Origin of the sequence: Paenibacillus sp. FSL P4-0338, from assembly GCF_038002365.1 — a bacterium.
Taxonomy (GTDB): Bacteria; Bacillota; Bacilli; order Paenibacillales; family Paenibacillaceae; genus Paenibacillus_AQ.
Genome location: NZ_JBBOCG010000001.1, coordinates 1,413,376 through 1,430,319, shown reverse-complemented (window position 1 = coordinate 1,430,319; position 16,944 = coordinate 1,413,376). Strand labels below are relative to the sequence as shown.

General features: G+C 54.1%; 16 protein-coding genes and 1 pseudogene. 2 read left to right on the top strand and 15 right to left on the bottom strand.

Features of this window, described 5'->3' with window-relative positions; genetic code table 11:
- Positions 1-155: 155 nt before the first annotated feature.
- From MKZ07_RS06245 to nirB, 8 genes are all read right to left on the bottom strand, one after another.
- The gene (locus tag MKZ07_RS06245) at positions 156-1,388 is read right to left on the bottom strand and encodes an IS110 family transposase (RefSeq protein ID WP_076162511.1); all 1,233 of its coding nucleotides are present in this window, start codon (positions 1,386-1,388) and stop codon (positions 156-158) included.
- A 336-nt stretch (positions 1,389-1,724) separates the two neighbouring features.
- Positions 1,725-2,678 (bottom strand): IS3 family transposase, encoded by a 954-nt coding sequence (locus tag MKZ07_RS06240; RefSeq protein ID WP_445670300.1) that lies wholly within the window; start codon positions 2,676-2,678, stop codon positions 1,725-1,727.
- Positions 2,600-2,902 carry a transposase gene (locus MKZ07_RS33530; RefSeq protein WP_076157211.1) on the bottom strand — a complete coding sequence of 101 codons (303 nt, stop codon included), beginning with the start codon at positions 2,900-2,902 and terminating at the stop codon, positions 2,600-2,602. The genes MKZ07_RS06240 and MKZ07_RS33530 overlap by 79 nt, the downstream gene beginning before the upstream one ends.
- Positions 2,903-3,117: 215 nt before the next feature.
- Entirely contained in the window at positions 3,118-3,438 is a 321-nt protein-coding gene (locus tag MKZ07_RS06235) for an iron-sulfur cluster biosynthesis family protein (RefSeq protein WP_036693951.1), read from the bottom strand.
- A 234-nt stretch (positions 3,439-3,672) separates the two neighbouring features.
- Positions 3,673-4,440 (bottom strand): uroporphyrinogen-III C-methyltransferase, encoded by a 768-nt coding sequence (gene cobA / locus MKZ07_RS06230; protein ID WP_036693954.1) that lies wholly within the window; start codon positions 4,438-4,440, stop codon positions 3,673-3,675.
- Positions 4,437-5,306, bottom strand: a complete 870-nt coding sequence (locus MKZ07_RS06225) for a formate/nitrite transporter family protein (protein WP_036693956.1) — start codon at positions 5,304-5,306, stop codon at positions 4,437-4,439. The genes cobA and MKZ07_RS06225 overlap by 4 nt, the downstream gene beginning before the upstream one ends.
- 38 nt (positions 5,307-5,344) lie before the next feature.
- A complete protein-coding gene (gene nirD / locus MKZ07_RS06220) occupies positions 5,345-5,656 on the bottom strand; it encodes a nitrite reductase small subunit NirD (RefSeq protein WP_036694211.1) in 312 nt (103 codons plus the stop codon).
- Positions 5,657-5,674: 18 nt separating this feature from the next.
- On the bottom strand, positions 5,675-8,104 hold the full coding sequence (nirB, locus tag MKZ07_RS06215; RefSeq protein WP_341025131.1) for a nitrite reductase large subunit NirB: 2,430 nt from the start codon (positions 8,102-8,104) through the stop codon (positions 5,675-5,677).
- Between the two features lie 340 nt (positions 8,105-8,444).
- On the opposite strand from nirB, the gene MKZ07_RS06210 reads away from it, so the two are divergent.
- Positions 8,445-9,041 carry an ANTAR domain-containing response regulator gene (locus MKZ07_RS06210; protein ID WP_036693962.1) on the top strand — a complete coding sequence of 199 codons (597 nt, stop codon included), beginning with the start codon at positions 8,445-8,447 and terminating at the stop codon, positions 9,039-9,041.
- 12 nt (positions 9,042-9,053) lie between these two features.
- Positions 9,054-10,103, top strand: a complete 1,050-nt coding sequence (locus tag MKZ07_RS06205; protein WP_036693964.1) for an anthranilate phosphoribosyltransferase — start codon at positions 9,054-9,056, stop codon at positions 10,101-10,103.
- Between the two features lie 697 nt (positions 10,104-10,800).
- Here the strand turns inward: MKZ07_RS06205 and MKZ07_RS06200 are convergent.
- From MKZ07_RS06200 to MKZ07_RS06170, 7 genes and pseudogenes are all read right to left on the bottom strand, one after another.
- Complete coding sequence (locus tag MKZ07_RS06200) at positions 10,801-11,304, bottom strand: DMT family transporter (protein ID WP_341025128.1); 504 nt, start codon at positions 11,302-11,304, stop codon at positions 10,801-10,803.
- An 18-nt stretch (positions 11,305-11,322) separates the two neighbouring features.
- Positions 11,323-11,748: a DMT family transporter gene (locus tag MKZ07_RS06195; protein WP_341025126.1), complete on the bottom strand. Its 426-nt coding sequence runs from the start codon at positions 11,746-11,748 to the stop codon at positions 11,323-11,325.
- A 209-nt stretch (positions 11,749-11,957) separates the two neighbouring features.
- Entirely contained in the window at positions 11,958-12,359 is a 402-nt protein-coding gene (locus MKZ07_RS06190) for an NUDIX hydrolase (protein WP_341025124.1), read from the bottom strand.
- Positions 12,352-14,388, bottom strand: coding sequence for a translation factor GTPase family protein (locus tag MKZ07_RS06185; protein WP_341025121.1), 2,037 nt, complete (start codon positions 14,386-14,388; stop codon positions 12,352-12,354). Before MKZ07_RS06185 ends, MKZ07_RS06190 begins: the two co-directional genes overlap by 8 nt.
- Positions 14,389-14,397: 9 nt before the next feature.
- Positions 14,398-15,381: an aldo/keto reductase gene (locus MKZ07_RS06180; protein ID WP_341025118.1), complete on the bottom strand. Its 984-nt coding sequence runs from the start codon at positions 15,379-15,381 to the stop codon at positions 14,398-14,400.
- 96 nt (positions 15,382-15,477) lie between these two features.
- Positions 15,478-16,038: pseudogene (locus MKZ07_RS06175) on the bottom strand (AAA family ATPase).
- Positions 16,039-16,072: 34 nt separating this feature from the next.
- Complete coding sequence (locus MKZ07_RS06170) at positions 16,073-16,927, bottom strand: GNAT family N-acetyltransferase (RefSeq protein WP_341025115.1); 855 nt, start codon at positions 16,925-16,927, stop codon at positions 16,073-16,075.
- Positions 16,928-16,944: the final 17 nt, after the last annotated feature.

Here is a 16,944-nt window from a genome sequence, read left to right as displayed (position 1 = left end):
CCGCATCAGGGCCAGATGCTGCGGCGTGCCCATTCCAATTGTAATCGGTTTAATACGAAAATAAAAATATCGGAAAATGCGCCGCAGACTGGGTTTTTGACAAAAAAAGACCCACCGCCCCAAAAAAACGTTTCGTTTTTTTGAAAAAGGGAAGACTATGGGATAGGATTCAATTGAACACTATATCCTAACTGCTGGATATATTTCACGTACCTATCTAACGTGTTTTTCTTGGACGTCTCATCGCCTAGTGAGACGTCTATTTCTTGGTATGACCTCTTCTCCCGCATCAGGGCATGGAGGATTCGAATCAGCAAATGCGCGGTGGCGACGTTTGCTTTTTTATCGCCTCGTCTCTTTCGAATTCGTCGAAAGAATTGTCCGATCCGGTTCGAGGAGCGAGAGTTTGCCCAAGCCGCCTGACACAAGGCCCCTTTCAGATGCTTGTTCCCTTGCATCGTTTTTGACTTTCTTCGCTTTCCAGCGCTTTCGTTGTTCCCTGGACACACCCCCGCCCATGAAGCAAACTGCGCATCACTCGGGAACATTTCCGCGACATGCGGCCCCACTTCGGCAAAGATGGTCACGGCAGACGTCCGCTCAATTCCTGGAATGGAGTCAATTTGTTCAATCTTCTCCAGGTACGGTTCTGCCTTCGCCTCGATTCGAGCTTCCAGTTCCGTGATCCTTTTCTCCAAATAGACCAAGTGGTCCCAGTGGTCTCGAATCATCTCGCGATGATGACGGCGCAACTTGCCATTGAGCGCGTCTAGCAACTGCGGAACTTTCTTTTTTAAACGGGTTTTGACCAGGTTCTTAACGGTCCCTTCGTCGATGACCTCGCCGTCCATGATCTTCTGGAGCAGGCCCCGCCCTGAAACCCCATATAGATCGGACATAAAGGTGGTTAGCTTGATGTTGGCATCCTGCAGGATTTTGTGAATGCGGTTTTTCTCCGCCGTCACCGCCTGCACCATCTTACTCCGGTAACGGGTCAAGTCTCGCAAATCCCGGATGTCCTGTTCGGGCACCATACTGCCTTCAATGAGCCCGCAACGGTGCAATTGCGCTAACCAGCGCGCATCTTGCATGTCACTTTTTCGACCCGGCGTATTCTTTACCCGCTGGGCGTTGGCCAAGACCAGATCACAACTGCCCTCTAAGATGTTCCATACCGGTTTCCATAACACGCCCGTGCTCTCCATCACCACCTCCCGGCAGCCGTGTTCACTCAGCCAATCTTGCAGGCCTAGCAATTCTTTGGTTGTCGTCCCAAAGGTTTTCAGGTGACATTGTGGTTTCTGTTCGATCGGTCCTTTCAACACGCAGGCCACAACGGTTTCCTGGTGCACGTCCAGACCGGCACAACACATACGTACAGCATCCATTCCAACCATCCTCCATCGTCAGTTTACAAATCATGCGCTCGAGTGAGTGTAATTTAATACACGTACTTTTGGGGCTACAATAGGCGATGCTCGAAAAGCGCAATAGAACGGTTTTTCGCACGGGGTGTATCCCAGTAACCGTTTCCGCCCTTTGATTTGTATATGTAGTGTTGACGACTACAGCCTCATTTAGAATGGTTGCGACGGATGCCACCCACTTATTTTCATTCCTGGGGGTGACAAGGCCTCTGTCTTGTCATGCCTGTTTTTCGATTACATTCGGCCTACACGGTGTTCCCAGTGGTCATACCCCTGTCAAGTAGACAGATAAAAAAGCTAAGCAGCCAGCGCGTGCCGATACTCAATCGGCGCGCGCTGTTTCAGTTTCGCCTGAAAACGTTGGTAATTGTAAAAGTAGATATACTCCTCAACTGCTTGATGAATCTCTGCTTCTGACTTACACTGGTGAAGGTACAACTTTTCTGTCTTCAGATGCGAAAAGAAGGATTCGATGCAGGCGTTATCCAGGCAGGTTGCTTTGCGAGAGTGGCTGCCCTTGACGCCGAATGCCTCTAATCGTGTGTTGTACGCCTGAGACGTGTACTGAAAGCCTTGGTCCGAATGGAGCACGGCCTCAGACACGTCTCTTTTCCGCGTCCACTGTTCAACCGTATCCAGGACGAGGTTTACGTCGTTTCGCTCCGAGATCTGCCAAGCTACAATTTCATTGTTGAAGAGGTCCTGAATCGCAGACAGATCATAAAAGCGGGTGCCGTCTGAGATATACGTAATGTCCGTGACTAGCTTCTGCTGTGGGGCTGTCGCATGAAACTTACGCTTTAACCGGTTCGGGTAGACCACGGAAGGAGCAGAGCCCGCACGACGCCTTTTCTTGCGAATGACGGACTGGATCGATAGCTCTTTCATGAGCCGCCATACCTTCTTGTGGTTGACGAGGTAGCCTGCCTCCCGCAGGGCTGCCTGCATTCGAGGGTACCCGAAATAGGGATGAGCCAGGTGAATCGCCACCATATGCTCTTTCATAGCGTGCTCTTGCTCATGGGCCTCCATTCGTCGAGCCTGTGTACCTCGCCACTTGTAGTAATTCGCCCGCGATACCTCTGCAATGGCTAATAGGCGGGTGACGCCATGTTGGTCACGTAGTTCTTCAAGGATGGCGTAATTGTCGTGTAGTCCAAGCTTCCCTCCCTTTATAGATTTGGATACCGCTTTTTTAAGTAGTCCACCTGTGCCTTTAAGTAATCTCGTTCTTCTTCTATACTGGCAAATGTAGATCGTGGACGTCCTTTTAAGGGGCTTGTTACCCCTTTTGGTGTATGGAGTGGCTCCCCATTCCGATATTTCTTTACCCATACTTTAAGCTGGGTACAGTTCACAATCCCCAACCTGTCGGAGACGACCTTATAGCTCTCCCCTCCTGTACAATAGGCTTGAATAGCCTCTTTCTTGAATTCCTCTGTGTACGATTGAAATACTTGTCCCTTTTTGGCCATACCAAAATCCCCTCCATGGTCACTCACTTCCTCATGTTAACACATGAGGGTTTTTACGAGTGTCTACTTGAAGGGGATAATACCACAGTCCAATTGTAATCGGTTTTTCGATTACAATCAGCTCACGAGTCTTAGCCATGCCCTATATGTTCGGTTTTCCCTTTAATAAAGACCATCTCCCCTCTGCGGGTAGATGGCCTTTTTATAAATCTCCTTCAACCCCGCGCATCCTGCACCCTGATATTGCTCCCGAACAAGGTGGAATCACTTGTCAGCTTGTAGGCAGGATACCCGGCCTCTGCTTCGAGGCGCATAACGTCATCGAACAGCAATTCCTGCTGGCGGTCACACAGGAAGGTGAACGGCTCGGTCTGAAACACAATATCTGTCGGCGAAGGCTCGCTGACTACCCGGATGACCAGCATGCCGTTACAGCCGCAGTCCTCCGTATCATAGAACATTTTGAATTGCCCGGGCTTCCCGTCCAGACTCTGCTCCAGGCGTTCGCGGGTCATTGCATTAAGCTCAATCTGCATCTGTAATTACTCCTCTCAGGACAACCTGTCCGTTATGCTGTATCTGTAGGCGACAAGTATAGTCCCTAATCTGCGCAGACCCGTGTGACAGCAGTCACTGTGAATGTGAAAATATGACTTTCAGTGCAGCATGCCACATCATCGATAAATTCGCCTCCCTGAATATAACACAGAAACAGGCGCTGCCATAACCCGGCCCACGGCCCGGAGATGTCAACACCTGCCTATGCTGCTTCACCCAATCTGCGAACGTACGACTTCCTCCAGATTCAGCAGCTCCGCTCTGACCTGGACTACCTCGCCGATAATGATCATGGCCGGATTGCTGATCTTCATCGCGGCGGCGACCTTGTCTATATTGCCAAGCGTGCCGGTCACGATCCGTTCGCGCACCGTTGTTCCGTTCTCTATTAATGCAACCGGGGTCTGTGAATCTTTGCCGTGTACCAGCAGTTCCTTGCAGATCTCCCCCAGCTTGCTTACGCCCATATAAATCACAAGTGTATCTACACCATGAGCCAGCGCATCCCAGCGCAGCGGCGAATCCTGGGTCTGGCAGCGGCTGCCGGTCACGATGGCGAAGGAAGCCGCCACACCGCGATGGGTCAGCGGAATGCCCGCAGAAGCGGCTGCACCCACCGCCGAGGTGATTCCCGGAATCACCTCATAGGGAATACCGGCTGCGGCTGCGGACAACGCTTCTTCCCCGCCCCTGCCGAACACGAACGGGTCGCCGCCCTTTAGCCGGACTACATGGCTTCCGGCTGCGGCATGGCGGATCATCAGCCGCTCTGTCGCCTCTTGCGGCATCGAATGCAGGCCCGGCGCTTTGCCGCAGTAGATGCGTACGGCATCACCCCTGGCATAGTCCAACAGGTCCTCATTCACCAGCCGGTCGTACAGAATCACATCGGCACATTGAATGCGCCGCAGCGCCTTCAATGTAATCAGCTCGGGATCACCCGGACCTGCACCTACAATGGATATGCTGCCCTGCTTCATAGGCTTTTCTCCAGGACAGGTGTGCCCGGGAGCCCCGTTTCTCCGCGTCCCAGAAGCTCTGCTGCCGTAGTTGCGCCGGGTTTGCTGCTTTTTTGCGACAAGTAGAATAACAGGCCCGTGAACAACAGTCCTCCGGCGAAGTTGCCCAGCAGCACCGGAATGCCGTTCCAGATCCACCAGTCCGCCATAGTCACATTCGCTCCAAGCATCATCCCCGCCGGAATGACGAAGAAATTGACAACCGTGTGCTCGAAGCCCTGGCCGAAGAAGGTCAGGATGGGGAGCCACATGGCGAGGATTTTGCCGGAAGTGGATTTCGACGTCATCGCCATCACCGCGCCCAGCGTAACCATCCAGTTACAGAGCATCGCCTTGATAAAGGCCAACCCCAGTCCCTCTGCCCCCAGGCTCTGATAAGCCGTCGTCTTCCCTTCACTTGCCGTAATCAGCGTCTGTACCATGGGGTTCGACAGATCAGTGCCCATCTTCGTGATCGTCAGCCCATATAAGGCGGCATAGATGGCACACCCGATCAAATGCCCGAGAATGACCCAGAAATAGTTCCCCAGCATGCGCCTGACGGTGGTCTGCTTCTCCAGCACGGCCAGCGGAATCAAGGCGAAGCTGCCGGTGACAAGCTCCAGCCCGAGGAGAATAATCATCACGAAGCCTACCGGAAAAAGAATCGCGCCCACCATAGGGATCTTGGTCTGTGCCGCTGCGGTGAAGGCCAGTGTAGTTGCACAGGCCAGAATGGCACCGCCGAGACCGCCGCGGACAATGAGCTGCATGATGCCCAGCTCTGCTTTGGTTTTTCCCGCTTCAATCATGGAGCCTAGCACTTCGCCTGGTTTGACATAGTCCATTATGAATCCCCCTTTATACGTGTACCTGTGTGAATGAATCAGATCGTTAAGTACAAGCTGCCTGTGGCGTGATCGACTTCCACCTCGTAGGTGGTCACATGTCCCGTATCGGGGGCCTGCACCTCACCCGTATGCAGCTCGATCCGCCAGTCATGGAGCGGGCAGTGCACCTTGGAACCGCAGACCATGCCCTCCGAGAGCTGCCCGCCCTTGTGCGGACAACGGTTCTCCACCGCCAGCACCTCTCCGCTGCTTAGCCGGAACAAGGCAATCTCGGTATCGCCTACCCGCAATTTACGTGATCCTTTGATATCTACTTCATTCAGATTGCCGATTAGCAGTTTGGTCATTGTCATTTCGGTTCCTCCTTAGACCGTCTCGGGTAACGAGATCGCTTCGAAATTCTTTCGCAGCTCCGGCGTATTTACAATCTGCTTCCATGGATCGGTAGTCAGGCTGAGCGTTTTCTGAATTCTCTCCACCAGCGACGCCCGTTCCTCCGGGGATTCCAGCGCCTGCTTGATGCTGTCCAGACCCACGCGCTCGATCCACTGTGCAGTCCGTTCATTCCATCCGGCTTGCTCGCGGTAATACTGCAGGAACGCACTTGCCCATTCCAGGACCTCATCATCGGTCTTCACCACGCAGAGCAGATCGGTCGCCCGGACATGTACGCCGCCGTTGCCGCCGACATGCAGCTCCCAGCCGCCGTCTATCGCCACCACCCCGAAGTCCTTAATTGTCGCTTCCGCACAGTTGCGCGGACACCCGGATACAGCCAGCTTCACCTTCCCCGGAGCATTCAGCCGTTCAAAAGCCTTCTCCAGCCGAATCCCCATCCCCAGCGCATCCTGGGTCCCGAACCGGCAGAAGGTAGAGCCTACGCAGGTCTTCACGGTGCGCAGCGTCTTGCCGTAGGCATGGCCGGAAGGCATATCCAGCTCCTCCCACATCTTCGGCAGATCCTCCTTCTTCACGCCCAGCAGATCCAGGCGTTGCCCGCCGGTGAACTTGACCAGGGGCACATCGTATTTCACCGCGACCTCCGCTATCTTGATCAGCTCCGCCGGAGAAGTTACCCCGCCGTAGATTCTCGGTACCACTGAATAAGTTCCATCCTTCTGGATATTGGCATGGTAGCGCTCATTCGTATATCTGGATTCATTCTCGTCCACATATTCCTCCGGCCAGAGCATACCCAGGTAATAGTTCAGTGACGGGCGGCATTTCGGGCAGCCTTCCTCGTTGTTCCAGGACAATACATGCATGACTTCCTTCACCGTGGTCAGCTTCATCCGCTTGATCTCAGCGACAATCTCATCCCGTCCGAGCGTCGTGCAGCCGCAAATCCCCTCCTTGACCGTAACGGCCGCCTCTCCGGCATAGAGCTGGAGCAGTCCCTCTACCAATGGCTTGCAGCCCCCGCAGGAGGCAGATGCTTTGGTGCAGGCTTTGATCTGGCCGACACTGGTGCAGCCTCCGGCGGTAATCGCTTCGGCAATGGTTCCCTTCGTTACTCCGTTGCAGCCGCAGATGATCTCATCATCCGGCATCCCTTCCAGCCGGTTGCCCTTGGGCGAAGCTAGCGCATCGGCTGGAATGCCAAGCAGCAACTCCTTCTCTCGCCCCTTGATATTCTCGCCCTTCTTAATCATCGAGAAGAGCTGCGCACCGTCATTGGTATCGCCGAACAGCACGGCACCAATCAGCTTATCATCCTGGATGACCAGCTTCTTGTAGATTCCCTCCGTCTCATCCTGGAAGCGTAGCGCCTTCGTACCGGGCTGTTCAATATACTGTCCCGCCGAGAAAACATCGACGCCGGATACCTTCAGCTTGGTTGAGGTCACCGAACCGGCGTAGCCCTCTGTGGGAGCGCCTGCCAGTCTTTTGGCCAGCACAGCGCCTTGCTCATAGAGCGGTGCTACCAGACCGTAGGCAATGCCGCGATGCTCTGCACATTCCCCGACGGCATAAATGCCGGGCAGGCTGGTCTCCATATAATCGTTCACCACGATGCCCCGGTTCACCTCAATCCCGCTGCTGCGGGCAAGCATAACATTCGGCTTGATCCCGACCGCCATCACGATCAGATCGGCCTCCGCCATCTCTCCGTCTGCGAACAGCAGGCCTTTGACTCTTTTTTTGCCGAGAATGGCTTCTGACTGCTTCTTCAGCAGGAACTTCATGCCCTGAGCTTCCAGCTCTCCCCGCAGCATCCGGGAAGCGGCTTCGTCTAACTGACGCTCCATAATATACTCGTGGATGTGAACCACCGAGACGTCCATCCCCAGATGCAGCAGCCCTCTGGCCGCCTCAAGTCCGAGCAAGCCGCCGCCGATGACAAGGGCTTTGCTGTATTTTTGCGAGACGTCCTGCATAATTTGTGTGTCCTTGATGTCACGGAAGGCAATGACGCCCTCCTTCTCCGTTCCGGGGATCGGCAGCATGAAGGGATTGGAGCCGGTCGCCAGAATCAGCTCGTCATACGCGGCGGTAACTCCTTTATCCGTATAGACTGTACGTGCAGTAGTATTAATAGAAGTCACTGTGTGTCCTGTGTATAAGGTAATATTGAAGCTGCGGTACCATTCGAGATCATTAATTACGATTTCGTCCAGGCTTGCTCCGCCTGCCAGCACGGAAGACAGCATGATCCGGTTATAGTTGGGATAAGGTTCGGTGCCAAAGATCGTAATCTCATAAGCCTCCGGCGCCAATTTGAGCAGATGCTCTATGGCTCTGACCCCCGCCATCCCATTGCCGACTACTATCAGTTTTTTACGCTTCACTGTCATCTGTATCTCTCTCCTCTCCAGGTGCACAACAGAAATAGCCCGCTTCACTCCGCCCGGAAAAGATACATTTCCCGTAAGCGATATAAGTGAGAGCAGGCGCCATTGCCGCTTCAGCCGAATACATCGTTGTATTCGTGAATTGTTGAATTTGTTAAAACGACTATACTACAGCCGTCTGTGATACGTCAATAATTATGACATATAAAATTTAATTAATTTAATTCATCGACAAGAATGCTGAATTCGTGTTATATAATATAACATAATCATTCCTGTAATTGGATTGTCAGCAACTATTCATGATGTCTCTATTCTTACTGTAAAAGGAGCGTCGTCCCCCATGCATTCCCTGCTCGTAATAGAACCTGCTGGAACAGAGAATCCCGCAGAAGCGCGCTCCTCTGAAGGGCCTGATCACATCTTAAGCTCTTGCGGCTATGTAGTAGGAACTGCAGCGTCACCGGAGCAAGCGGCTCCGTTCATCGGTGACGCCGATGCCTTCATCCTCAATCTTCCGGTGACGGATATCAGCCCTTGGAGAACCCTGCTGGTGCAGCATAAGCTTGCGCCAGTAATCTGGTGGTGTACCCCGCATACCGCTAACCTCTCCGTCTCTGCCTGCGGCGACGATATTATGGTGGACGGCATTCTATCCCCTGCTATGAAGCCGCCGGAGATTCACTGGACGCTGCATTTCAGTGCCAGGCAATGCTTCGAGCGCAAGCAATGGCTGAAGGAACGGGAGCAGCTGCTCTCCCGGATTGAAGAACGTAAATGGATCGATATGGCCAAGGGCATTCTGTCCAAGGCCAAGAATATCAGCGAATCCGAAGCCTATGACCTGCTGCGCAAGCAGGCGATGAATGAACGTAAACGGATCGTGGATGTAGCAACCTCCATCGTCAAGGTCTACCAGATGCTGCAGGATCAAACTTAAGGAGAACACCATATGATTAATATTCTCAAGGAAGTTGCCCGCGGCAAACGCGGTGCGAAGGATTTAAGCTACGGGGAAGCCGAATATGCAGCGGAAGCCATACTCACCCGGGCCGCTTCGCCGGTGCAGATCGGCGCGTTCCTGATCGCAGAACGCATGAAGCTGGAGAGCCTGGAGGAGCTGGAGGCTTTTGTGGCAGTCTGCCGTAAATACGCCTTCCGTGAGCCTGTTCACCAGGGAATCGACTGCGCCGGTCCGTATGACGGCAGGGTACATTCCTTCATCGCCACCTTCCCCACGGCCTTTCTGCTATCGGCCGCAGGTCTGCCGGTTACCCTGCATGGTTCAGCGGGATTGCCGCCTAAATGGGGCATTACGCTTCAGGATATTATCCAGGCCAGCGGAGTGGATGTAGCTGGACTGAGCCGCAGCGACGCGGTTCATGCCGCCGAAGCCGGCGGGGTTCTGTTCGTGAAGTCGGAGCAGTGGTGCCCGCCGCTGGGGGAGCTTCGCAGACTCCGGGAGGACATTGGGATGCGGACGATTTTCAATACGGCTGAGAAGCTGATCGACTATTCCTGTTCGCCGTTTATTGTATTCGGGATATTCCATAATACGGTATTCGACCGGATCTCCCGGCTCATTGTGAAGCTCGGCTATCAGCGGGGGCTGGTGGTGCAGGGTGTGGAAGGCTCGGAGGATCTGTACATTGACCGGCCGAACCGCGTATACCGGATTCAGGATGGTGCGGCGGAGCTGGATATCATAGACCCCGAGTCGCTTGGCCTGGAGGTTCCCGTACCTGTGGAGCAGGAATGGACGGCTCTCCGGCAACTGCGTACGGCAGAGGAGGTCCTGCAAGGCGGCGGACATATGGCCTACTATAACCAGACGCTGCTTAACGCCGCTGCCAGACTGCATGCCGCCGGGCGTGTGAATTCTATCGAGGAAGGCGTCTATACCTGCAAGCCTCTGCTGGACAACGGCCAGGCCTGGGAGACTTACCAGCGCTGGCAGCACGCACTGGCAGGCAGAAGGGTCGCTTCACTCGGACAGGGTTGAGAGTGGCCGGCAGAGCCTGGCTTCTCCGTTCGCCAGTTATTTGAGGTGTACACAAACTTGTATGGCTGCCTCCTAGGAATTCGGGTGCACTTCTGCACCTCATTTGCCGCTTTTGGGTTTGTCTGGCGAATTCAGGTGCACTTCTGCACCTGATTCACTACTTTTGGGTGCGTCTGGCGAATTCAGGCGCACTTCTGCACCTCATTTGCCGCTTTTGGGTTTGTCTGGCGAAATCAGGTGCACTATTGCACCTCATTTTCCACTTTTAGATGTGTCTGGCGAATTCAGGCGCACTTCTGCACCTCATTTGCCACTTTTGGGTGTGTCTGGCGAATTCAGGTGCACTTCTGCACCTCATTTGCCGCTTTTGGGTTTGTCTGGCGAATTCAGGTGCACTTCTGCACCTGATTCACTACTTTTGGCTAGTTTATGCCCGCGCAGCAGTAGTAGCTTTCGAATGTATTCGGTTTTCCGCATACATTCGGCCCACGCGCCCTCGCAACCACCGATGTATTCGGTTTTCCGCATACATTCGGCCCATGCGCCCTCACAGCCACCAATGAATTCGGTTTTCCGCATACATTCGGCCCACGCACCCCAGCACCCACCATTGTATTCGGTTTTCCACACACATAAAAAAGCGTGCCATCCGCATTCCTGCGGTGCACGCTCTTGTCCGTTAATGCAAATGCTTCCGTTAATCCGTATGCAGTGCCCCCTGCGGCTTGCCGGAACCTGGGGTACCGGCGGGCTCTTTGGCATTGCTTGTGCCGCCCAGCTTGAAGACCAGGATGCCGCCGACAATGATCAGCACGCCGATTAGCTGGTTGAACGAGAATGGAACCTTCGCCAGGCCCAGCCAGCCCAGTGAATCCCAGAGCAAGGCGAAGCCGAGCTGGGCAGTTAGTACAATTGAAATGGCATAGGTGGCGCCAAGGATTCTGGTGGCCTGGACCAGGCAGATTACGACCCCCACGCCGATCATTCCACTTAACCAGTACCAGGGCTGCATGTGCTGCAGCGTGAACATATTCTTCCCTTCCATAATCAGCCCCATGACGAGGGAGGCGGCGAAGCCCATGCCCAGTACCAGTGTTGTTGTCGACCAAGAGCCTGTATGCTCATTGACTTTAGTGTTAAAAATATTCTGTAAACTGACCAGCGCGCCCGCGATCAGTGCAAGTACTAATCCTGCTAACATATCTCTTGCTCCCTTCGTTTAGAACTTCAGTACAACTACTCCGAGAATCATCATCCCGATGCCGATAAATTGCGGCACCTTCATCTTCTGCCGGACGACTCCGAACCAGCCCCTGATATCAATGATAAAGGTAAGGCAGAGCTGGGCAATCAGCAGCGCCGAGATCGTAAGCGTAACCCCGATGTTCTGAATCGCCGTTACCTCACTGAAAATCACGAAGGCGGCCAGACCGCCGCCGCTGATGTATAGCGGATGTACCTTGCGGAAGCCGTGCTTTTTGCCGTCCCGTACCACCAGCGCTATCGCTAACGCCATAATGAATCCGGTAAGCTGGGTAATGGTTGCCGCCTGCCACGTGCCGATATCCTGGCTGATTCTGGCATTGGCTACCCCCTGAAGCGTAATGCAGGCCCCGGCCAAAAATGCGAATATGATCCCTCTCATCTGTCTCTCTCCTCTTTTTGCTTCTCTGTACTTATTAAAAGCCAGTTCGCCGGATTGGAAAAGGACATATGTCCTATTCGGTAAAAGTCTGCTAGCCGCGCCGCCTGCATCGACCTGCTGAAGAGACAACAAGCCCGTTTCAGGCCGGATTCCGGCTCAAAACGGGCTTGCATAGACTTTTCGGCACAAGATGATTGCACACCGGACTCTTAGGAGATAAGATTCATCTCCCGCAGCTTGTCCATGATGATGACACTGACCGCCGATACCCGGTCTATGTCCTTATAGGTTAACCAGGCCAGCTCCTCAATCTCCGAAGCCGGGGCAAGCTCGCCTGTGAACTCTGCGGTCAGGCAGGTCATCCGGACGAGGACGCCTTCCGCTTTACCATGGGCCGGAGCCTCGAAGCTTCCGAACGCTGCAATCGTCTCCGGCAGGATCTGAACCGACAGCTCCTCTTCAATCTCGCGGATCAGAGTCTCGGCATCACTCTCACCGGGCTCCCGCTTACCGCCGGGGAAATAATAGGTATCCTTGCCTGTGGAACGCGCGCCCAGCACCTTGCCGTCCACAACATGGATCCAAGCTACCTTATCTATTACATTACTCATTGTTAGTCTGCACCTTTCCTTCTACGTCACGCTGAAACGGTACTGCTCTCTTAAGAACCGTGTACCCGTTCCTGCTTGCTGCTTGAATATGCATATGCTGTCCGGCCTCTTCCCAGGGCACAGCATATCCCTCACCCTTGGCGCAAAAAATAGACGCCGAGGAGTAGGCCGGGTCTGCATTTTTATTATAATTCCGCTGCTCCACCACCGCCCCAGTCTGGTGGCAGGGCTCATATCCGGCCACTCTGAGCGACATCGCTCCCTTACCCTGCGTCATCGCCGCCAGTCTTACCCCGTAATTCATGAAGCTTTCCGCCGGAACTGTGCCGGTAATTACGGCCTTGGACGGTGTAATATCCGGGGGATTGAAGCGGCCGCCGGCTTGCTGAATATCACTCATAACCTTTCCCACATCGTCCGGATCTATCCGGATCTTCAGATCGTAGACCGGCTCCAGCAGCAGATTCTCTGCCTGCTCCAGCCCCTGGCGTAAGGCGCGGTAAGCCGCTTCCCGGAAATCACCGCCGCTCGTGTGCTTATTATGCGCCTTTCCCGTCAGCAAGGTGATCTTCAGATCTGTCAGCGGGGAACCGGTCAGCAGGCCGTGATGGCCGCTCTCCAGCAGATGCTGCTCAATCTGATGCTGGTAGCCTGCCGCGAGATCATCCGGGTGGCAGCGGTTCATGAACGTGATCCCGCTCCCGCGTCCCCCTCCCTCAAGCATCAGATGAACCTCGGCGTAGTGGCCCAGCGGCTCGAAATGCCCGCAGCCATAGACCCTACCGGCAATGGTCTCCTTGTAGAGAATCTCCGGCGGGCCGAACGAGATCTTAAGCCGGAACCGCTCCGCCACGATCTGCTCCAGAATCTCAAGCTGTATCCCGCCCATCACATGGATATGCAGCTCCTGGAGATCTTCATCCCAGCTTACATTCAGTGACGGATCTTCCACGCCGAGCTGTCCGAAAGCATGCATCAGCTCCTTCAGGTGCACGGGCGGCTTGAAGAGCACCTTGGATTTCAAGGTGGGTATAAGTCCGCTGCCCTGCGCGTCCTGAAGTGCGCCCACTCCCGCACCGGGTAGCACGGAGCTTAGGCCGACAACGGCGAACAGCTCCCCGGCGGCAGCCCAGTCAGAAGCGCTATAAGCAGTACCGTTATACTTGCGGATTCCGGTAATCCGTTCGGAAGTTTGTTCCGCTTCAGGGCCATAAGCCAAGCTCTCGCGGTTCTTCAGAACGCCCTGCAGCGCTTTGATGTAGGTAATGCGGGTACCTCTGGCATCGTGGCGGATCTTGTAGACCCTCCCGGCAAAAGGCAGCGTATGATCGTACTCCGTGAACTTGAGCGCATCCAGAACCTCCAGAAATTCACCCACACCCTGGTCCAGCAGTGCAGAGCCGTGCATACACGGAAAAATCTCTCCGCGCTTCACCATAGTCTTCAGCGCACTGCGGTAATCGCCGTCCGTAAGCGTGCCTTCAAGATAGGGTTCCAGCAGCGTCTCTTCGCGTTCGGCAAGGAACGATTTCATCTCCTCGGTCCACGCAGCTTCCGGCTGCTCCGTCAACAGCAAGGCATCGCCGCTAAGCAGCTGCCGGATCTCTTCCAGGACGCGCTCAGGGTCGCTGCCTGCACGGTCGGTTTTGTTAATGAAGAACAGGGTCGGAATCCGGTGCTGGCGCAGCAGCTGCCAGAGCGTTTCGGTATGGCTCTCTACGCCCTCCACCGCGCTGAGAATCACCACTGCATAGTCCAGCACTTGCAGACAGCGCTCCATCTCCGGGGAGAAATCGACATGGCCCGGCGTATCCAGCAGGAAATATCGGGCATCCTTATAGGTGAACTCCGCCTGATCGGCGAAGACGGTGATCCCGCGTGCTTTTTCAATCTCATGGGTGTCCAGGAACGTATCCTGATGGTCCACACGCCCCCTGCTGCGGATGGCTTCGGTATGGTAGAGCAGCTGCTCGGCGAAGGTTGTCTTCCCGGCATCTACATGGGCGAGCAGTCCGACAGTTATATTCATAGAGTACCGCTACACCTCTCCACGGATATGCGGAACCACCTCTGACTGGTAAAAGGCAGCCAGGCGCTCCATATCCCCTGGGCTGAAGGAGGGTACATCCAGTGTGGCCAGATTATCATTCACCTGAGCCTCATTCTTGAAGCCCGGAATCACACAGCTGACTGCCGGATGGTCTAGAATCCAACGCATAGAGGCCCGTGCCATATTGCCGCGTCCTTCAGCTATCCAATCCAGCTTCTGCGCCAGCTCTACACCCTTACCAAAAGGCAGCCCGGCAAAGGTCTCGCCCACATTGAACTGCTCCCCGTTCGCATTGAATTTCCGGTGATCATTCTCCTGGAAGGTACTGGACGTCGTGAATTTGCCGGTCAACAGACCGCTGGCCAGCGGCAGACGCACCAGAATGCCTGCACCCTTGGACGCAGCCTGCGGCAATAACTCCTGTGCCGGCTGCTGCCGGAACAGATTGAAGATCACCTGAAGCGCTGCAACGCCAGGATACTCCAAACAGAGCAAGCCCTCCTCTATAGTCTCAACGCTGACGCCGTAGTGACGGATTTTACCCTCGGCCTTCAATTGGTCCAGCGCCGTGAATACACTCCCATCACGCAGAATCTCCATCGGCGGACAGTGAATCTGATACAGATCAATCGCTTCCCGCTCCAGACGGCGCAGGCTCTGCTCACAGTATTCACTGATCCGGCGCGCGGAGTAATTCTCCGGGTCATGTATATCACCGGCGCGGCAGAACTTCGTGGCGATATGTATCTCATCCTGCTTCCCCCGGGTCGCCTTGGCGAGCAGCTCCTCCGCATGGCCGCCGCCATAGACATCTGCCGTATCGAAGAAATTCACGCCCTGCTCCATCGCCGCCTGCAAGCCTCTCAGCCCGTCCTCATCCTTACTGCTGCCCCAATCCCCGCCAATCGCCCAAGTGCCAAAGCTGACCTCACTGACAGACAGACCTGTATTTCCCAGCTCGCGGTATTTCATCCTATGAACCTCCGTTTATGAGTTTGTATGGAACCGTTCACAACTCTTCTTATTATGAAGGGTTTGGGCGGTCAGGTCCAGTTGGTAGGGAGGACTTCACTTCCCGCCTGCGATCTGGACGATCTTCTGAATCGTACCGGGTACTTCATCGCTGTCGTTGATTACAAACAGATGCTCCGACTCACTCTCTGTTGGCTGCTGCGCCAGCCCCTTTTGTGAATCCGCGATTTGCCGGGTCAGCACTACATCGAAGCTTTTTGATTTTCTAAGGATAGCAGTACTTCGTTCACTACTCGCTATACGCGAATACAGCAGCTCATCGGGCAGATTGAAATGTACCAGCACTGTAACCAATCCCTTCTGGTGAAACCAATCCAGCATTCGCAGCCGGCCTTCCCTATTGGAGTTATTGTTACACATGATGATGTGCTGCTCCGACTCATGAACGGCATAATCCACTAACGTTCGGGTAAGAGCGTCCTTAAGCGTATTCGCCCCCTGCTTGGGCAGGAGACTTTCGTAATGAGTATTGATGAATTACGCAAGGTCATCCCGGTCAATAATAACCGACTCAGGCAAGCACTGCTCTAATTCTCTGGCAAAGGTGGTCTTCCCGCTATGCGTTTTACCGACTGTAAGGATTGCTAACCTCTTCATTAATACCACTCCTCTACGATAAAAGGTACTAGCCTTATATGACAAAAGCAAACACCGGATAACTCTCCACCGGCTCGAAGCCGAGCCTAAGCGCGAGCTTATGGGAAGCCGTATTCTCATGCGTTGTTTCCCATAAGGGCAGCATTCCCTGATCGAGATAGTAACTAATTAACGATGCAGCGGCGAGCGTAGCATAGCCCTTCCCGCGCTCGGATTCTGCATAAGTATCTACATCAATGAAGTACCTGTTATTCACGCCGAAGCCGTTATTTTTGCAGATGGAGACTACCTTATCCCTAACCTTCACTACAGCACCAGAGGCTGTCAGCCCAACGAATCTGTCCTCTCTTGCAGACCTATAATGCTCCGGTAAGGCGAGAACAGGAAATTCCTCATAGGTGACAGATAGATCTCCCTCCAAGGGGATAGCAGCACGCCTGTTTCTCAGCTGAATAAATCGTTCGCTATTGAATTCATAGACCGACTCCATATGTCTGTCTACGCTCAGCCCGGCAATCTCAAGCGTAAGTAGTTCCGTCCATGAATCACTATCTTCCGTATAGATCTCGAACCCGTTCTCTTGCCTCTGCTGGCAATCAGGTACGACTACCGTCTGCAAAAAGGTCATTAGCTTCAGGCGGTTATGCTCACTACTGATATCTCCGGCAGCATACATCCATCTCCCCGTAGCCCATACCACAGCCAGGGCCGGCGCTTCCATATGATCAGCAAATACCCGCCCGGGATAGTGCTCCAGCAGGACGGATACGGCGGGAAGTTGATGCTTTTTACCGGCATAAAAATTATAAACTGCAGCAAAATCCTCAGGCGGCAGCTCCAACAGCTCATTCAGCACATTTGGCTCATTTAACTCATTCAGCTTATCCACTACGCTTCCCTCCATGT

Bases quoted from the DNA above. Each gene is read 5' to 3' on its own strand.
- MKZ07_RS06190 (WP_341025124.1), bottom strand. From the start codon at position 12,359: ATGAGTAATGTAATAGATAAGGTAGCTTGGATCCATGTTGTGGACGGC.
- MKZ07_RS06195 (WP_341025126.1), bottom strand. From the start codon at position 11,748: ATGAGAGGGATCATATTCGCATTTTTGGCCGGGGCCTGCATTACGCTT.
- MKZ07_RS06225 (WP_036693956.1), bottom strand. From the start codon at position 5,306: ATGGACTATGTCAAACCAGGCGAAGTGCTAGGCTCCATGATTGAAGCG.
- MKZ07_RS06205 (WP_036693964.1), top strand. From the start codon at position 9,054: ATGATTAATATTCTCAAGGAAGTTGCCCGCGGCAAACGCGGTGCGAAG.
- MKZ07_RS06180 (WP_341025118.1), bottom strand. From the start codon at position 15,381: ATGAAATACCGCGAGCTGGGAAATACAGGTCTGTCTGTCAGTGAGGTC.
- cobA (WP_036693954.1), bottom strand. From the start codon at position 4,440: ATGAAGCAGGGCAGCATATCCATTGTAGGTGCAGGTCCGGGTGATCCC.
- MKZ07_RS06235 (WP_036693951.1), bottom strand. From the start codon at position 3,438: ATGCAGATTGAGCTTAATGCAATGACCCGCGAACGCCTGGAGCAGAGT.
- MKZ07_RS33530 (WP_076157211.1), bottom strand. From the start codon at position 2,902: ATGGCCAAAAAGGGACAAGTATTTCAATCGTACACAGAGGAATTCAAG.
- MKZ07_RS06245 (WP_076162511.1), bottom strand. From the start codon at position 1,388: ATGGATGCTGTACGTATGTGTTGTGCCGGTCTGGACGTGCACCAGGAA.
- MKZ07_RS06185 (WP_341025121.1), bottom strand. From the start codon at position 14,388: ATGAATATAACTGTCGGACTGCTCGCCCATGTAGATGCCGGGAAGACA.
- MKZ07_RS06200 (WP_341025128.1), bottom strand. From the start codon at position 11,304: ATGTTAGCAGGATTAGTACTTGCACTGATCGCGGGCGCGCTGGTCAGT.
- nirD (WP_036694211.1), bottom strand. From the start codon at position 5,656: ATGACCAAACTGCTAATCGGCAATCTGAATGAAGTAGATATCAAAGGA.
- MKZ07_RS06210 (WP_036693962.1), top strand. From the start codon at position 8,445: ATGCATTCCCTGCTCGTAATAGAACCTGCTGGAACAGAGAATCCCGCA.
- nirB (WP_341025131.1), bottom strand. From the start codon at position 8,104: ATGACAGTGAAGCGTAAAAAACTGATAGTAGTCGGCAATGGGATGGCG.